General features: G+C 60.5%; 16 protein-coding genes. 4 read left to right on the top strand and 12 right to left on the bottom strand.

Features of this window, described 5'->3' with window-relative positions; genetic code table 11:
• Positions 1-80: 80 nt before the first annotated feature.
• From JFN90_RS08545 to JFN90_RS08535, 3 genes are all read right to left on the bottom strand, one after another.
• Complete coding sequence (locus JFN90_RS08545) at positions 81-1,064, bottom strand: biotin--[acetyl-CoA-carboxylase] ligase (RefSeq protein ID WP_199394694.1); 984 nt, start codon at positions 1,062-1,064, stop codon at positions 81-83.
• Positions 1,061-1,891 carry a carboxylating nicotinate-nucleotide diphosphorylase gene (nadC, locus tag JFN90_RS08540; protein WP_199394693.1) on the bottom strand — a complete coding sequence of 277 codons (831 nt, stop codon included), beginning with the start codon at positions 1,889-1,891 and terminating at the stop codon, positions 1,061-1,063. The genes JFN90_RS08545 and nadC overlap by 4 nt, the downstream gene beginning before the upstream one ends.
• Positions 1,892-1,979: 88 nt before the next feature.
• Positions 1,980-2,498, bottom strand: coding sequence for a DUF4124 domain-containing protein (locus JFN90_RS08535; RefSeq protein ID WP_199394692.1), 519 nt, complete (start codon positions 2,496-2,498; stop codon positions 1,980-1,982).
• A gap of 141 nt (positions 2,499-2,639) precedes the next feature.
• On the opposite strand from JFN90_RS08535, the gene JFN90_RS08530 reads away from it, so the two are divergent.
• The 4 genes from JFN90_RS08530 (at position 2,640) to JFN90_RS08515 (ending at position 5,760) form a co-directional block, all read left to right on the top strand.
• Entirely contained in the window at positions 2,640-3,662 is a 1,023-nt protein-coding gene (locus JFN90_RS08530) for a cytochrome c3 family protein (protein WP_199394691.1), read from the top strand.
• 78 nt (positions 3,663-3,740) lie between these two features.
• Positions 3,741-4,055 (top strand): hypothetical protein, encoded by a 315-nt coding sequence (locus tag JFN90_RS08525; RefSeq protein WP_199394690.1) that lies wholly within the window; start codon positions 3,741-3,743, stop codon positions 4,053-4,055.
• A gap of 400 nt (positions 4,056-4,455) precedes the next feature.
• Complete coding sequence (locus JFN90_RS08520) at positions 4,456-5,001, top strand: phosphatase PAP2 family protein (protein WP_199394689.1); 546 nt, start codon at positions 4,456-4,458, stop codon at positions 4,999-5,001.
• Between the two features lie 15 nt (positions 5,002-5,016).
• Positions 5,017-5,760, top strand: coding sequence for a DUF72 domain-containing protein (locus JFN90_RS08515; protein ID WP_199394688.1), 744 nt, complete (start codon positions 5,017-5,019; stop codon positions 5,758-5,760).
• Between the two features lie 2 nt (positions 5,761-5,762).
• Here the strand turns inward: JFN90_RS08515 and JFN90_RS08510 are convergent, their stop codons facing one another.
• The 9 genes from JFN90_RS08510 to purB all read right to left on the bottom strand — a co-directional run bounded on the left by JFN90_RS08510 (position 5,763) and on the right by purB (position 16,080).
• Complete coding sequence (locus tag JFN90_RS08510; protein WP_236018915.1) at positions 5,763-6,296, bottom strand: intradiol ring-cleavage dioxygenase; 534 nt, start codon at positions 6,294-6,296, stop codon at positions 5,763-5,765.
• Positions 6,297-6,326: 30 nt separating this feature from the next.
• The gene (locus tag JFN90_RS08505) at positions 6,327-6,872 is read right to left on the bottom strand and encodes a YaeQ family protein (protein WP_199394687.1); all 546 of its coding nucleotides are present in this window, start codon (positions 6,870-6,872) and stop codon (positions 6,327-6,329) included.
• 52 nt (positions 6,873-6,924) lie between these two features.
• Complete coding sequence (locus JFN90_RS08500) at positions 6,925-7,596, bottom strand: YkgJ family cysteine cluster protein (protein ID WP_199394686.1); 672 nt, start codon at positions 7,594-7,596, stop codon at positions 6,925-6,927.
• 210 nt (positions 7,597-7,806) lie between these two features.
• Positions 7,807-8,355 (bottom strand): orotate phosphoribosyltransferase, encoded by a 549-nt coding sequence (gene pyrE, locus JFN90_RS08495; protein WP_199394685.1) that lies wholly within the window; start codon positions 8,353-8,355, stop codon positions 7,807-7,809.
• Positions 8,352-9,779, bottom strand: coding sequence for an amidophosphoribosyltransferase (purF, locus tag JFN90_RS08490; RefSeq protein ID WP_199394821.1), 1,428 nt, complete (start codon positions 9,777-9,779; stop codon positions 8,352-8,354). The genes pyrE and purF overlap by 4 nt, the downstream gene beginning before the upstream one ends.
• A 32-nt stretch (positions 9,780-9,811) precedes the next feature.
• Positions 9,812-10,636: a phosphoribosylformylglycinamidine synthase subunit PurQ gene (locus tag JFN90_RS08485; protein ID WP_199394684.1), complete on the bottom strand. Its 825-nt coding sequence runs from the start codon at positions 10,634-10,636 to the stop codon at positions 9,812-9,814.
• A gap of 93 nt (positions 10,637-10,729) precedes the next feature.
• Positions 10,730-13,720, bottom strand: coding sequence for a phosphoribosylformylglycinamidine synthase subunit PurS (locus JFN90_RS08480; RefSeq protein ID WP_199394683.1), 2,991 nt, complete (start codon positions 13,718-13,720; stop codon positions 10,730-10,732).
• On the bottom strand, positions 13,704-14,792 hold the full coding sequence (locus tag JFN90_RS08475; protein WP_199394682.1) for a mechanosensitive ion channel family protein: 1,089 nt from the start codon (positions 14,790-14,792) through the stop codon (positions 13,704-13,706). The genes JFN90_RS08480 and JFN90_RS08475 overlap by 17 nt, the downstream gene beginning before the upstream one ends.
• Entirely contained in the window at positions 14,785-16,080 is a 1,296-nt protein-coding gene (gene purB, locus JFN90_RS08470) for an adenylosuccinate lyase (protein ID WP_199394681.1), read from the bottom strand. The genes JFN90_RS08475 and purB overlap by 8 nt, the downstream gene beginning before the upstream one ends.
• Between the last annotated feature and the right edge of the window lie 161 nt (positions 16,081-16,241).

Here is a 16,241-nt window from a genome sequence, read left to right as displayed (position 1 = left end):
CAAATACCAGAAACTAACTGAGAATGTCACACCACAAAGACTTTCTATTCTTTGCGCCTTTGCGGCTTGCGTGAACTGATTTAAACCAGCGCGACGTCGCCGGAGAGCACGGTCTCCACCTTGCCGTCGGACAACTGCACCAGCAACGCGCCGAAGGAATCCACCCCCTGCACCATGCCCACGAACTCGCGCTCGCCCTGGCTTACCTTGACATTGCGCCCCTTGATCGCGGAACGCTCCAGCCACTCTGCACGCACCGGACCTTCCCCCTCGGCCAGGAACACCTCGTACAGGCGATCCAACTCCAAGAGCAGCGCACGGGTGAAGGCGAGCCGGTCCACCTCGGCGCCCCCTTCCTGCAACAACGAAGTGGCCGGGTGGCGCAAAAGGGACTCGGATATCGACGACATGTCCAAGTTGAGGTTGACCCCGATGCCGAGCACCACGAAGTTCACCTTCTCGGTCTCCGCATTCATCTCGTTCAGGAGCCCCGCCACCTTCTTGCCATTGATCAGGATGTCGTTGGGCCACTTGATCTGCGGCTTCAGCGCGGTGCAGCTTTCGATGGCGCGGGCCACGGCGACCACGGAGAGAAAGGTAAGCTGGCAGGCGGCCATCGGTGCGATGGCGGGACGCAGCACCACCGAGCAGTACAGGTTGACGCCGGGGGGCGACAGCCAGATGCGCCCGAGCCTCCCCTTGCCGGCGCTCTGGGCGTCGGCGATGACCACGGTCCCTTCGGCAGCGCCTTCCTCGGCCAGCTTGAAGGCGACCTGGTTAGTCGACTCGGTTTCCTTGAGGCAGATAATGCTGGAGCCGATCCTCCTGGTGTCGAGGCCGGCTGAGAGATCCAACTGGGTGAGAACTTTGGGTGAAGAGAGCAACCGGTAACCCTTGGAGGGGACGGCTTCGATCAGGTATCCGCTGGCGCGGAGCCCCTTGACGTGCTTCCAGACTGCGGTTCGCGACACACCCAGGAGTCGGCTCAGCGCAGCGCCGGAAACCACCCCGTCGCCGGAGCGGAACAGCTCGATTATCCTGCCGTCGACCCCGGAGTCTTTCAAACGCCCTCCATCAGCATTGAAATGTCGGTCGCGCGTACCGAGTGGGTGAGCGCACCGACCGATATGATGTCCACACCGGTCAGGGCTATGGACCTGATCGTTTTCAGGTTCACCCCCCCGGACGCCTCGACCAGCGCCCTCTTATTTATTATCTGCACCGCCTCGGTCATCTGCTCCAGGGACATGTTGTCCAGCATGATGATGTCGGCACCCGCTGCGAGCGCCTGCTTCACCTCGTCCAGCGTCTCGGTCTCCACCTCAATTTTCAGGGTGTGCGGGATGTAGGCGCGCGCGGCGCGCACCGCCTCGGCGATGCCCCCTGCGGCGGCGATATGGTTTTCCTTGATGAGCACGCCGTCGTAGAGGCCGGTGCGGTGGTTGGTCCCCCCACCTACCCTAACCGAATACTTCTCCAGCACACGCAGCCCGGGGGTGGTCTTCCTGGTGTCGACGACGCGGGCGCTGGTCCCTTCCAGTTCCTTCACGTAGGCGGCGGTCTGGGTGGCGATGCCGCTCATCCTCTGCAACAGGTTCAGAGAAACCCGCTCCCCCTGCAAGAGCGTGGCGGCGTCCCCCTCCATCACAGCGATGATGTCGCCCTTGTTGAGCCGCGCACCATCCTGAAAGTGCGCGGTGAAGACGATCTCAGTGTCGAGTTTGGCAAAGACGCGACGGGCCACCTCGATGCCGGAGAGGACCATATCCTCCTTGGCGACAAGCCTGGCGCGCATCCGGCGCGGGTTGGCGACCACGGAGAGGGTGGTGATGTCGCCGGTATGGATGTCCTCGGCGAGTGCGTTGTCTATTATGTTATCGATTTGGTTCATATAATCCGGATTCTCCCTAAGTTAAGCGGCAGTTTTTTATAGCACAGCTTAACTAGGCCCGCAACCGCTAATAAATTCCGCCAGGAAGCTACTGACGCCACTCTACGGGCACCGCGGCCTGGGCGGCGGCCAAGTCGAGCGCTGCGATACGATTGAGCATCTCGCTGATCTTGGCGTCCACGGTGGAGACCTGCGCCTGCATGGCGTTAATGGCCTCGCGGTCCCGGGCGCGCTGGAAGATGGTGCGCTTGCGGCGCAGTTCGACCAGTTGCTGCTCCAGCCCGGTGCGCTGGTCCTGAAGGGCCTTCAACTCGACCCGCAGCTCCTTGAAGCGGTTGCGCCACCAGCGCTCGTCGTGCCCCCCGGGCTTCGCCGTGACAGTGGGTGCCGGGCGGGAAACGGCATTGGCGTCGGGAGACACGACAGTCGGCGCGGTATCGGAAACCTCGACTCGGTGTGCCTTCTCGCGATATTGCGTTGGGATGTGGTTGCGGTTGTCGGTGAAGTGAACGACACCCTCGGCGTCGGTCCACTGGTAGAAGGCGGCGGGAGCAGCGGTTGGCGTGAGCAAAGAAAGCAGCAAAAGGGAGAGCCAAATCGTTTTCATCTTCCCTCCTATGACAGGGGCCTGAACGGCCAAACATAAAAAACAATCAATAGTTTTGAATTGACGATGCCCTTTGCGATGTGTATATTATCCCGGCTATTGCCCTATGGATAGCAAATAAACAGCCAGAAGGAGTGTACCATGCAGTTTCGCCTCGCCTTGCTAATGGTTCTTATCGTCTGCGCGTCACCCATTGCGCTTTTTGCCAAGGAGACCAAGGACGTCAAGTTTCCTCTTAAGAACGGGGACGCCGTTGTCTTCAGTCACGATGTGCACCTGCTGAAATATAGCAACAATTGCAGGATCTGTCACAACGCGATCTTTGATCTTAAGGCGAAGCGCCACTACACCATGGCTGAAATGGAAAAGACCAAGTCCTGCGGTGCCTGCCACACCGGCATCAAGGCTTTTAGCGTAGCCGATGAAAAGAGCTGCGTCAAATGTCACAAGGGCAAGCCGCGCAACGTAGAGTTTAAAGTCAAGGGTCTGGGTCAGACCACCTTCAATCACTCCGTCCACCTCGCTAAAGTCAGTGACGGGTGCAAAGCCTGCCACAACGGCACCGTGATCACCGGCAAAGATCGCCGCGTGACCATGGCCCAGATGGAGAAGGGCAAGACCTGCGGCGCCTGCCACAACGGCAAGCGGGCCTTTACTGTCGCCGGCAACTGCGGCAAGTGCCACGCCGGGATGAAGCCCCGCGAGATCACCTGGAAAGCCAAAGGGGTGACCGACGCCAAGTTCAGCCACGACTTCCACCTGGAAGCCTTCAGCTGCAAAGACTGCCACACCAAGCTCTTCGCATTCAAGGCCGGCGCCAAGCACTTCTCCATGGCCGAGATGAACAAAGGCAAGTCCTGCGGCGGCTGCCACAACGGCAAGGAAGCGTTCTCCGTGGCCGGCGATTGCAACAAGTGCCACAAAGGCTACAAGCCCGGCAACGTCATCTTCAAGAACGAGGGCGGCGAAGTGAAGTTTAGCCACGACTTCCACCTGGAAGCTTACAAGTGCGCTGACTGCCACAACAAGATCTTCCCGATGCAGGCTGGCGCCAAGCACCACACCATGGGCGACATGGAGAAAGGTCAGTCCTGCGGCGCATGCCACAACGGCAAGGACGCCTTCACCTCCAACGGTGACTGCGACAAGTGCCATAAGATGTAACCAGCAGCACACCACGAACACCAAGGCGGGACCGAAAGGTCCCGCCTTTTTTTATGCCCGCAGCAGGAGCTCGTCAACGTGACCAGCGCCCCTTCGTACCGTATCGACATCGCTGGAAAGCTTCGTCAGGTCGCTCCTGAATTTTTCACCGCTAACGGTAAAACGAACGACACCGCATTTTCATTTGGTGTGCCCTGCTGCAAATCATCTCCCCTCACCTTTAGCGTTGGTGGCGTGCCGGGCAAGCTAAACGAGGTCGTGTTTAAGAAAAACATGGTCACGTTTAAATTAAACATGGTCACGTTTAAATTAAACATGGTCACGTTTAACTTGAGCAGGGTCGTGTTTAACAAAAACAAGGTCGTGTTTAAGATAAACAAAGAACCTCATTAGAGTGACACCCCCTCATGGAGATCAAAATGGGGGGCAATACGCCACGATACAGCAGGAAAATCCGAAAAACCGGGGGCAACGAAATAAAACAGCCTGCCCACACAATCGAAGATCTCTATTATGAGGAGGAACAAGACCGGAATTGAAGCACGTAACGCCTATTTTAAATTACAGCGGCCCTTATTTATTTTAAATGCCACCTTACATTAGAAAAAGCAGGTCTGCTTTATTTTAAATCACCCTCCACATTAACATCTGACGCCTTTTCTGCCTCCACCCCGCCTCCACCTTGGCCCATGCTGCTGCATCGGGTATACTTGCCGAGTTTGAAAGTTTTAACCTCATTAACAACGAGGTCACATTGCCCGCAGTAGGTGAGACAACGAGAAGGAGGCCGCACATGTCACCGTCACGCTCGTTCCTGGTAATGCTGGTCCTTTGGTTCTCGCTGTTCAGAGTCTCGACAGCCTCTGCCGATAGCGCTCTCATCGGCCACACCGTCATGGCTGCCATACCTGTGTCCGCCATCGCGATCGCCTTCTTCAAGCACGACACGGAAGGAGAGAAGCAGTGGCTACGTAACCTCGCCGCCAACCAGGCCCTCACCTCGGTCGCCAGGCTCGGCTTCAACGAGACCGATTGGGGGCGTCGTCCCAACGGCCATCCCTATGGGTTTCCATCCGGCCACGTCGCGTTCGCGGGATCCGGCGCCGCCTTTCTCAGCGAACGCTACGGCTGGCAGTACGGAGTGCCGGCCTGGCTCGCCACAGCCTATGTGGCCTATAACCGCGTCGACAACAACGATCATCGCTGGCGTGACGTCATCGCCTCAGGCCTGCTCTCCTTTGGGGTAGGCAAGCTCTTCGTCACCCCCGAAAACGCGACCCACATAGCGCCGGTGATCGGACCGGACTGGCTGGGCATGCGCTGGCAGCGTTCCTGGTAAGGAGGAGGTACCGTCATGGCTAAGCTTTATCTCGGCTGCAGCGGTTTCAGCTACAACCACTGGCGCGGCAACTTCTACTCGGCGGAACTCAAGACCAAAGACTGGTTCGAACACTACCGGTCCGTCTTCGACACCGTCGAACTCAACGTGACCTTCTACCGCACCCCCTCTGCGGCTATCTTCAAGCATTGGCACGACGAGAGCGAGCCCAACTTTTCCTTTGCGGTGAAAGGGAGCCGCTACATCACCCACATCAAGAGGCTTCACGATATCGAAACGGCCGTATCGAGATTCTTCACGCCGACCCGCGAGTTGCAGGAGAAACTGCAAGTCGTCCTCTGGCAGTTCCCACAGCAGTTCAAGATCGACCTGGGGAGACTGGAAAAGTTCCTGAACCTGGTGGTGCCGTACCACGGTAGGCACACGTTGGAGTTCAGGAATGAAAGCTGGCTGACCGACGAGGTAGTGAGCCTGTGCAAGAACCGCAACGTGTCACTGTGCATGGCGGACCATCCGGTCTTCATCGACGCGCCACCGATCACCGCGGACTTCGTCTATATCAGGCGGCATGGCATGGAGGGGAGTTACAACGGGTTCTACACCAGGGAACAACTGGAGAAGGACGTGGTGAGGATCAGGAAATATTTAAGCCGCGGTTTGGACGTCTATATCTATTTCAACAACGACATGGGCGGCGCCGCGCCGCAAAACGCAAGAGAGCTTGCAGCGATGCTGCAGGCTCCCCTCGACAAAGAATGACGCTACCTGCTCCCCTTGCCGGGTCGGACCAGATCATCGGTCCGGCCCTCCGATTTTCCCTCGCCCTTCCCTTCCGGCACCAGCACGAGGTCCAGTCGAGCTCCTTTAGCCCAACGCTTTGGATAGTGCTGCGTCACCAGTCCCTCGAAGCCCTTCACGTCCGCCAGGATGTGGATGTGAGGCGGGCGGTTGGCGTAGGGGACGGCCGGAAATGTCTGCAGGCGATAGCGCCCTTTACTGTCGGAGTAAACAGTGGCGCGGTAGGCATCGTCGTAACGGCCGTCGGGACCGGCCTGCCAGAACTCGATGCGCGCCTTGTTGATCGGAGTGCAATCGGCGGAGGAACGGACCGTACCGCTCAGGAGGTAACCGTTTCCGATAGTGTCGCGCACAGGCGCGTTGGGGCGGTAGAAGGGGCCGATTTCGTCCCACGGTGTCGGTGGGCAGGACTTGGCAAAGGCGCTAAGTGAAGCGGAAAGGATGAAGAGCAGCATGAACGGTGGAATGAGAATGAGAAGGTGCCTGGAAGTAGCCATGGCGTCTTCCTCCATCTCCCCGCTCAAGGACTAACGAGGGGGGCCGCAGATGTTTTTTAAGCTGGTCTCGATGGTCTGGCCGTCATAGGTCAAGTAGATGTTGTCCTCTGTGACAGTTATCGACCAGTTGATCACCCGATTCAGCTTATCACAAAGCTGCCCCAGGAATGTGAAGTCGAGGCAGATCACGGTCAGGTTCTTAACCTGCGCCAGCTTTGGCTGATGCTGCGTGAGCCAGCGGCTGACGTTGGCACCGAAGGTGAACAGGAAGGCGCGCTCGACGTGGCGGCAGGACTTGGCGAGTCGTTCCGGATCAGGCTGCCCCACCTCGACCCAGAGCTTTACCCGCCCGTCCGGCCCCTTGCTCCAGAGATCAGGCTCGTCGCCCGAGCCGATCCCCTTGGTGAAGGCCAGATCCTCCTCGTAGCAAAGCGCCAAGGCCAACAGCCGGGCCAGCAGCCGCTCCGCGGTCTCGGAGGGATGTTGGGCGATGGTGGTCTGGATGTCGGCGTAGACCTGGCGGTCCAGGTCCGAGAGTTGCACCGACGCGCGGTATATGGTGGAGGGTAAAGCCATCAGTAATTTCCTTTCAATCTTTTATGTCCACGTCCACTGTAGGGGCGAATAATCATTCGCCCGCCGTCCCCGCCCAAGCATTCCAATTGAACCCTTCGAAGTCGATCATCAGCGCCAGCGGAATCAAGGTATCCAGCTCACTCACCCTCTGCCCGAGCAGCTTTTGGGTGAAGTCCCGAAACAGCGCCACCTCCGCGCGGAGGATGGCATCGAAGGGTGCAGTAAGAGCTGGCAGTTGCAGCGGATCGACCTCGGTGAAGTTCATGGTGCACCACTCGTCGTGCATCACCTCCCCCTCCGTGTCAACCAGCGGGATGCCGTGCAGGCGGCAGGTCATGGGGCGGTGGTCGTAGACCAGGCAGCGGCCATCATCACCAAGGAGCACGCAGGGCGTCTCGTCCTCGTCCGGCATGAGCAGTTCCCAGTCCTCTTCGGGGCGGTAGTTCAGCACGAAGGGATGGTCGAATTCCGGCCACTCTTGCTGCATCATCGCGAGCCGTTCCCGGCACTTCGACAGCACCGCCGCTCTGACCGCAGTTGGCAGCAGGTCGAAACCCTGCTTCAGGTAGTACGCATCGACCAGGGTGATGTCGAAAGTGCTCCGGCAGCAGCCTGAGCAGCCGCTTTGACAGGCGATGTGCTCGGGGTAGGCCGCCGTGCAGCGGGCAAACCAGTCGTCCACCTGGGCCAGCAGTTCATGATTTCTTTGCAGGATCTCTTTCATAAAACCTTAAGTCAAAAGCGGAACACAGAGGGCACAGAGGATCACAGAGGTCACGGAGAAAAACAATGCGAGGGGGAAAGACGAACCTTAAGGCCTCTCCTCTGTGACCTCTGCGCACCTCCGAGTCCCCTGTGTTCCGGGGTACGGGTTAAAAACAAAGGCGGCAATAAACAATTGCCGCCTTCAGGATAAGCACGTATCGATCAACTGCTACGCGAGGATCTCGGCCTTGGTGAAGATCGACTTCAGCCAGTACCCTTCTGCCTCGATGTTCTCGCGGCCGCCTTCCTCACGATCCACCAGAGTGACCACACCCAGAACCACCAGACCTTCTTCCTCGGCACGCTTGATCGCCTTGATGGAGGAACCGCCGCTGGTCACGACGTCCTCGACGATGACCACCCTGGCGCCGGGCTTCAGGTTCTTGCGCCCTTCCAGCCATGCACCGGTGCCGTGCCCCTTGGGCTCCTTGCGGATGATGAAGCCCGGGACCGGTTTCCCTTCAAGGAAGCTGACCACTGAGGTCGCGGTTGCGATCGGGTCGGCACCCAGGGTGAGCCCCCCTACCCCTTCAACACCTTCCACGCCCTTGATGGCCTCGAAGAAAAGCTTGCCGGTCAAGTAGCCGCCCTCGGGGTGCAGCGTGGTCTGCTTCCCGTCAAAGTAAAAATCGCTCTGACGACCGGAAGCCAAGGTCACGTTCCTCTTCTCGTAGGACAGCTCAATGATGATCTTCTTCAGTCTTTCCTTTTCGGTCATTTCTCGGCAGTCTCCTTTTCGAATAGTCCCATCTGCGGCTCTTGCTGGTCCATCAGACGCGGGAATTTAACCGGGTATCCCCCGGTAAAGCAGGCGGTGCAGAAGTTGGCGTTATCGGCGCCGACGGTAGACATGAGACCTTCTTCGGAGAGGTAACCGAGAGAATCGGCGGTTATGTAACGGCGGATCTCGTCGATCGAGTGCGACGAGGAAATCAGTTCCTTGCGGTTGGGGGTGTCGATGCCGTAGTAGCAGGGGTAGCTGGTCGGGGGCGAGGAAATGCGGACATGCACCTCGGCCGCGCCGGCGTTCCTGATCATCTTGACGATCTTCCTGGAGGTGGTGCCGCGCACGATGGAGTCATCGATGACCACCACGCGCTTGCCCTTTAGCACCTCGCGCACCGGGTTCAGCTTGATCTTGACGCCGAAGTGGCGGATGGCCTGCTGCGGCTCGATGAAGGTACGACCGACGTAGTGGTTGCGGATCAAACCGAGCTCGAACGGGATGCCGGATTCCTCGGCGTAGCCCAGCGCCGCGGGGACGCCGGAATCCGGAATCGGGATGACGATGTCGGCATCGACCTTGTGTTCGCGGGCCAGCTGGCGCCCCTGCTCCTTGCGCACCTGGTACACGTTCTTGCCGAAGATATGGGAGTCGGGACGCGCGAAGTAGACGAACTCGAAGATGCAGGGAGTCGGCTGTACCTTCTTGAGCGGGAAGAATGAGGTCATGCCGTTCTTGTCGATGACGATAACCTCGCCCGGCTCGATCTCGCGGATGAACTCGGCGTCGATGAGGTCCAGGGCGCAGCTCTCGGAGGCGACCACGTAGGCGCTCCCCTGGCGACCAAGGCAGAGCGGGCGGAAGCCGTTGGGGTCGCGCGCCGCCACCATGCGGCTCTCGGTCAGGAAAAGGAGGCAGTAGGCGCCCTGGATCCTGTTCAGGGCATCGGTGATGCGGTCGAGCAGCGAGTTCTGCTTGGAGGTGGCGAGCAGGTGGACGATGATCTCGGTATCCATGGTGGTCTGGAAGATGGAACCGTAGGCCTCCAGCTCGTCCTTGATGATCTGGGCGTTGACGATGTTGCCGTTGTGGGCGATCGCGATAGAACCGCGGGAGTAGTCCACGTTGATGGGCTGTACGTTCTTGATCACCGAGGAGCCGGTGGTCGAGTAACGCACGTGGCCGATGGCGGAACGGCCGGGCAGCGTCTTGAAGATTTCGGGGTTGCCGAACACGTCGGCTACGAGCCCCATGCTTTTATGTGCGTGCAGGCTGCTTCCGTCCGAGGAGACGATGCCGCAACTTTCCTGTCCCCTGTGCTGCAAGGCGTAGAGCCCGAGGTAAGTGAGGTTCGATGCCTCCGGGTGGTTGAATACACCGAAAATGCCGCACTCTTCTTCGGGCCTGCGCATCATCATTTCTTCCACGACTGCTCCTTATAAAAATGGTGCTAGAAGTTCTCTTTGACGTACTTCGCCGCGTTCTTGAAGAAGATCAGGCCTGCGCCTTCTTCCGGCAGTTCCTCGCGGGTCCAGCGCGGGTGCTGGGTGCGGTGCACGAATGCTTCCGGGTGCGGCATGAGCCCCATGACCCTGCCGGTCTCGTCACAGATGCCGGCGATGGCGTTTAGGGAACCGTTCGGATTCTCGGGGAACTCCATGGTCGGAGCCGCGTAGTCCTTCCCGGAGTACTTCAGGCAGGTGAGGTGCTTTGCCTCGATCGCCTCCAGGGTCTTGGCATCGTCCACCAGGAACTTACCCTCGCCGTGGCGCACGGGAAGGTAGACGCCCCCTTCGATGCCGCGGGTGTAGAGCGACGGAGAAGCCGGATCAACCTTCAAGTAGCACCAGCGATCCTGGAAACGGCCGCATTCATTGTAGGTCAGCGTCGCGGTCTGGTTCAGGTAGTTGCCGCCAAGTGCCGGGAGCATTCCCATCTTCACCAGGAGCTGGAACCCGTTGCAGACGCCCAGGATCAGCTTGCCGTCCGCGATGAAACGGGTGATCTGGTCTACGAGGCGTTCCTCTTTGCCTTCCACCGTCGCGTAACGCAGGCGGTTGGCTTGGGCCTTGGCGCTGCCTAGGTCGTCGCCGTCGAGGAAGCCGCCGGTCAGGTTCAGGAAGTGGTAATCGTCCAGGCTCACCTCACCGGTGAGAAGCTCAGCTATATGGGCGATGCGCGCCTCGTCGAAGCCGCCCAGCTTGCAGGCGTGGGCCGCCTCGGTTTCGCAGTTGGTGCCGTTGCCTGTTATGACAAGCGCTTTAGCCTTGGTCATCAATAAGTCCTCTATCGGATGGTTAGTAGCGGGGCACAACGGTCCTCATTATTGCACAACCCGCTTTTTTTCTGCATATAAAAGATTCGCTATCTACAGGTCCTTGAGCGGCTCCTGCCAGGCGGCTTTCAGCTCCGCGTTGGCGGCGTTGACGACCACGTTGCCGGTAAGGCCCTTCACCTTTAGGGTCGGCTCGGCGGTCACCGCGCCGATCTTGGCGAAGGTGGTCCCGGCCATGGCCTTCTCGAACTCGGCCGCCTTCTCGGCGCACACCGTCACCAACAGGCGGGAAGCGGACTCGGAGAAGAGGAGTACGATGTCGCTCCTGTCCGCTGCTTCACCCTGGTATGCCACCTGGGCAAGATCAAGCTCCATACCGAAGCCGCCGGCGAAGGCGGACTCGGCCGCGGCAACAGCAAGGCCGCCGTCGGAGAGGTCGTGGCAGGAGGCGACCAGGCCGGCCTTCAGTGCCGCACCGTAGGCGCGGTAGGTGGCGAGCGCCGCCTGAGCGTCTACTTTCGGCACGTTGTTGCCGACAAAGCCCTTCTGCGCCAGGTACTCGGAAGCGCCCAGCTCGTTGGCGGTGGCGCCCAGGAGGTAGACCTGGTCGCCGGCTCGCTTCACGTCCATGGTGACGGCGAGACGCGCGTCCTCCATCTTGCCGATGACCGAGAAGAGCAGGGTCGGCGGGATGGAGATCTTGGTGGTGCCGTCGTAGAAGTCGTTCTTCATCGAGTCCTTGCCGGAGATGAGCGGCATGGAGAAGACGGTGCAGTAGTCGTAGAGCGCCTTGTTGGCGCGCACCAGCTGGGCCATCTTGTACGGGCCGTCCGGAGTCCGCTCGGACAGGACCGGGTCGCTCCAGCAGAAGTTGTCCAGGCCGGCGACGAGGTCGAGCGAGCCGCCGACGGCGACGTAGTTCCTCAAGCCCTCATCGATGGCGTTGGCCGCCATGTCGTAGGCGTCGATGTCGCTATAGCGCGGGCAGATACCGTGACCGACCACGACCCCCTCGAAGGAGTCGAGGATCGGGCGCACCACCGCGGCATCGGAGGGGCCGTCGTTGTCGACGCCGGTGAACGGCTTGACGACGGAGCCACCCTGGACCTCGTGGTCGTAGCGACGCACCACGCTCTCCTTGGAGCAGATGTTCAAGGAGGAAAGAAGCGCCTTGACGTCGGTCGTGTAATCCGCTGCCGGAGCGAGCTTCGGCTCCTCGTGTACCGGTTTCTCCCAGCGCGCCGGGATCTGCATCGGCGGCAGGCCCGCGTGCATGAAGGAAAGCGGCAGGTAGGCGACCGTCTTGTCGCCGTAGAGCATGTGGAAGATGCCGGAATCGGTGAAGGTACCGAGCACAGTCGCCTCGACGCCGTAGCGCTTGGCCATCTCCATGAACTCGTCGATCTGCTCGGGCGGGACGGCGAGACTCATCCGCTCCTGCGCCTCGGAGATCAGGATCTCCCAGGGAGCGAGGCCCGGGTACTTGAGCGGCGCCTTGGAGAGGTCAAGCTGGCAGCCGCCGCACTCCTCGGACATCTCGCCAATGGAGGAGGAAAGCCCCCCTGCCCCGTTGTCGGTGATGAAGCGGTAGAGCGCCTTGTCGCGGGCGCGGATCAGGAAGTCGAACATCCGCTTCTGGGTGATGGGGTCGCCGATCTGCACCGCCGAGACCGGCGAGTTCTCGTTCAGCTCCTCCGAGGAGAAGGTGGCGCCGTGGATGCCGTCCTTGCCGATGCGGCCGCCGGTCATCACGATCAGGTCGCCCGGGATGATCTTTTTCTTGTGCGACGCCTCGCCCTTGATGGTGGCGGGCATGAGGCCCGCGGTGCCGCAGAATACCAGCGGCTTGCCGGCGAAACGCTCGTCAAAGACCAGCGAGCCGTTCACGGTCGGGATGCCGCTTTTGTTGCCGCCGTGCTCGACACCCTCGACCACGCCCTCGTAGATGCGGCGCGGGTGCAAGAGGCGCTTGGGGAGTTCCTTCTCGTAGAAGGGATCGGCGAAGCAGAAGACGTCGGTGTTGAAAATGAGCTTGGCGCCCTTGCCGGTGCCGAACGGGTCGCGGTTGACGCCGACGATGCCGGTCAGCGCCCCGCCGTAAGGATCCAGTGCGGACGGGGAGTTGTGGGTCTCGACCTTGAATACCAGGGACCAGTCGTCGTTGAACTTGATGACGCCCGCGTTGTCCTTGAATACGGAGAGGCAGTAGTCCTTGTCGCCCTGCGCCGCGCGGACGTCGGCGGTGGTCTTCTGGATGTAGCTCTTGAACAGGGAGTTGATCTTCTCGGTCTTGCCGGTGCCGTCATCGTAGGTGACGTCGGCGGAGAAGATCTTGTGCTTGCAGTGCTCCGACCAGGTCTGCGCCAGCGCCTCCAGTTCGACGTCGGTGGGAGCCGCGCCGAGCCCCAGGCTCTTGCGCTTCTCGACCACCTGCGGGTCGCGGTAGTGCGCCTGGATGATCTTCATCTCGTCCAGGGTGAGCGCCAGCACGCCGTCGCGGCTGATGCGCATCAGTTCCTCGTCGGAGACCTCGAGGTTGACCGTGTTCACCTCGACCTTGGCCTCGACCTGAACCTTGGGAACGAAGGGGGCGACGCCACCCTGGGCCTTGAAGGTGGCCGCGTCGAAGATCTGGTAGCGCTGGATCAGCGTGTTGCACAAAAGCCCGGTGGCGATCTTCTCGGCGTCTGCCTGGGAGAGCTTCCCGGAGATCAGGTACTGCACGGAGGTGTAGACCCCCTCCCCTACCGCCAGCGGACGTCCCAGCAGGTAGCCGATCGCTTCGCCTGCGGTGCGGCCGACGTTGTCGGTGACGCCGGCACGGAAGCCGACCTCGACCAGGTAGTCGAAACCTGCCGCGGCGGGCTTGTCGATCGAGTAGTTCTGGATGACCGGATCGCTGAAGGGACCCGCGGCAACCTGGGTCAACTCCTCGGCGGAGAGTGCAGCGTCGACCGTGTACACGTCGATGGTGCGCACTTCAGCCACTTCGAGATGGAGGAAGTGCGCGATCTCGCGCTTGATGCGCTCGCCGCGCGGGTCGCGAACTTCGTCCTTAAGGGTGATCTCAATCCTGTGGGGCATTGTTAGTGTCCTTTTCGTGGATAACCGTACGTGTCGGGTACGGGATGGTGATGCCGTTGTCCTGGAAGCACTGCAGGAGAGCGCCGTTGATCTGGTCGGTGGCCGCGACGGTGTGGGTGTAGTCGGCGACCCAGAAGAACAGCGAGAGGTTGAGCGCGCTGTCGCCGAAGTTCATGAAGAAGGCTTCCGGCTTGGGCTCCTTGACCACGTCGGGCACCGAGAGCGCGGTCTGCACCAGCAGTTCTTTGGCGCGCGCCACGTCGCTGTCGTAGCCGATACCGATGTTGACCCGCCCCTTCACCCGGACGTCCGGAAAGGCCATGTTGACCAGGGTCGAGTTGCACAGCTCCGAGTTCGGGATGATCAGGAAGGTGTTGTCCGCTCCCTTGATCTTGGTGCTCCTAAGGCCAATGTCGATGACGTCCCCCACCTGGGCGCCCAGCTGGATGCGGTCGCCGATGCGGAAGGGACGGTCGATCATGAGCGTGAAGCCGGAGACCATGTTGGCCAGGGTGTCCTTGGCGGCGAGACCGATGGCGAGAGAGCCGACGCCCAGGGCGGTGACCAGCGACAGGATGTCGTAATTGAAGTGTTTCAGGGTGATGATGAGCGCGGTGACCACCAGGAAGATGGTGCACAACTTCTCCACCAGCGGCATGATCTGGCGACTCACCTCGGCACCGGCCACCCGCGCCCCGTACGCCTTCAGGAGTTCGTCCAGCACGCGGTAGGCAATGACGGTGAGGATGGTGATGTTCACCACGAACAAAAGCCCGGCCGCGGCGACGCCGACCTTGTCGTGCAGCGGCAGGCGCTTGATGGCCAGGTACAGGCCGGCGCAGTTGACGAGAAGCATGGCGGGTCCGGAGACCCGCTCAAGGATCCTGTCGTCGAGGTCCGTCTCCGTGGCGGCGCACAGGCGGGTGCCGATCTTGGCGATCAGCACCTGCAGGAACCTGGAGAGGAGGTAGAAGACGGCGATGATGCCGACCGATATGAGTGCCTGCTTAGCCCAGAAGAGATAGAACGGGTCCATCTCGTCCGGTTTTAGGTAGTAGAGGATGCTATCCACCAAAGACCCTCGTGAAAATAGTGTCGACGTGCTTCATGTGGTAACCGAGGTCGAATGCTTCCTTGATTTCCTCGGCGGGCAGGAACGAGGTCACTTCCTCGTCGTTTAAGAGCTCGGTCTGGAAGTCCTTGCCCTCTTCCCATACCTTCATGGCGTTTCTCTGCACCAGGGCGTAGGCCTTCTCGCGGGAGGCGCCGGCCTCGGCGAGCTTCAGGAGCACGCGCTGGGAGAAGATCAGGCCGCGCATCTGGTTCAGGTTGCGCATCATGTTTTCCGGGTAGACCACCAGGTTCTCGATCAGGCCGATGGCGCGGTTCAACATGAAGTCCAAGGTGACGGTCGCGTCCGGGCCGATGATGCGCTCGACGGAAGAGTGGGAGATGTCACGCTCGTGCCACAGCGGCACGTTCTCCATGGCGGAGACCGCATAGCCGCGAACCAGGCGCGCCAGGCCGGTCAGGTTCTCGGAGAGGACCGGGTTGCGCTTGTGCGGCATGGCGGAGGAGCCTTTCTGCCCCTTGCTGAAGTATTCCTCGGCCTCGAGCACCTCGGTCCTCTGCAGGTGCCTGATCTCGACGGCGAACTTCTCAATCGAGGAAGCGACGATGGCGAGGGTGGTGAAGTATTCGGCGTGACGGTCGCGCTGCAGCACCTGGGTGGAGCAGGGAGCCGGCTTCAGGCCCGCCTTCTTGCAGACGTACTCCTCGACCTGCGGGTCGATATTGGCGAAGGTGCCGACAGCGCCGGAGATTTTGCCGTAGGAGATGGTCTCGAGGGCCGATTCCATGCGCTTCAGGTTCCTGGCCATCTCGTCGTACCAGAGCGCCATCTTGAGGCCAAAGGTGACCGGCTCGGCGTGGATGCCGTGCGAACGGCCCATCTGCGGGGTCATCTTGTGCTCGTAAGCGCGGGTCTTGATTACGGCCATCAGGCGCTTGATGTCGGAGATAATCAGCTCGCCGGCTTCTTTAAGGAGCATGGCGAAGGAGGTGTCGAGGATGTCGGAGGAAGTGAGCCCCAGGTGAACGAAGCGGGAGTCGTCGCCGATGTAGTCGGCAACGGAGGTGAGGAACGCGATGACGTCGTGCTTTACGGTGCGCTCGATCTCGTCGATGCGCGCCACGTCGAAGCTCGCCTTGGCCCTGATGCGGGCGACCGCCTCTTTCGGGATGCGCCCCATCTCGGCGTGGGCCTCGCAGGCGTAGATCTCTATCTCGAGCCACTTGGCATAGCGGTTCTCGGGTTCCCAGATGCGGGTCATTTCAGGACGGCTGTAACGTTCAATCACGAATTCTTCCCCCTTGCTGATTTGTCTGAATTTTTATGGCAAAAACAGGAGCATCCCCTCTAAAGGGGACTGGCTCCGCGAGGTGCCTGTCCCCCTTTTTACCAGGGACGCCCCAAGTAGCCTGTCCCCTTCATCAGGGGCAAAAGGGGACAGGCACCTTA

The organism is Geomonas propionica, assembly GCF_016458235.1.
Taxonomy (GTDB): domain Bacteria; phylum Desulfobacterota; class Desulfuromonadia; order Geobacterales; family Geobacteraceae; genus Geomonas; species Geomonas propionica.
The sequence above is the reverse complement of the archived record's forward strand: the minus strand, read 5'-3'. Positions and strand labels throughout refer to the sequence as shown.

Excerpts from the sequence above, each read along its gene's own strand:
- JFN90_RS08515 (WP_199394688.1), top strand. The coding sequence starts at position 5,017 with ATGGCTAAGCTTTATCTCGGCTGCAGCGGTTTCAGCTACAACCACTGG.
- purF (WP_199394821.1), bottom strand. The coding sequence starts at position 9,779 with ATGATGATGCGCAGGCCCGAAGAAGAGTGCGGCATTTTCGGTGTATTC.
- JFN90_RS08530 (WP_199394691.1), top strand. The coding sequence starts at position 2,640 with ATGCAGTTTCGCCTCGCCTTGCTAATGGTTCTTATCGTCTGCGCGTCA.
- JFN90_RS08500 (WP_199394686.1), bottom strand. The coding sequence starts at position 7,596 with ATGAAAGAGATCCTGCAAAGAAATCATGAACTGCTGGCCCAGGTGGAC.
- JFN90_RS08520 (WP_199394689.1), top strand. The coding sequence starts at position 4,456 with ATGTCACCGTCACGCTCGTTCCTGGTAATGCTGGTCCTTTGGTTCTCG.
- nadC (WP_199394693.1), bottom strand. The coding sequence starts at position 1,891 with ATGAACCAAATCGATAACATAATAGACAACGCACTCGCCGAGGACATC.
- JFN90_RS08480 (WP_199394683.1), bottom strand. The coding sequence starts at position 13,720 with ATGCCCCACAGGATTGAGATCACCCTTAAGGACGAAGTTCGCGACCCG.
- JFN90_RS08485 (WP_199394684.1), bottom strand. The coding sequence starts at position 10,636 with ATGACCAAGGCTAAAGCGCTTGTCATAACAGGCAACGGCACCAACTGC.
- JFN90_RS08505 (WP_199394687.1), bottom strand. The coding sequence starts at position 6,872 with ATGGCTTTACCCTCCACCATATACCGCGCGTCGGTGCAACTCTCGGAC.
- pyrE (WP_199394685.1), bottom strand. The coding sequence starts at position 8,355 with ATGACCGAAAAGGAAAGACTGAAGAAGATCATCATTGAGCTGTCCTAC.
- JFN90_RS08535 (WP_199394692.1), bottom strand. The coding sequence starts at position 2,498 with ATGAAAACGATTTGGCTCTCCCTTTTGCTGCTTTCTTTGCTCACGCCA.
- JFN90_RS08510 (WP_236018915.1), bottom strand. The coding sequence starts at position 6,296 with ATGGCTACTTCCAGGCACCTTCTCATTCTCATTCCACCGTTCATGCTG.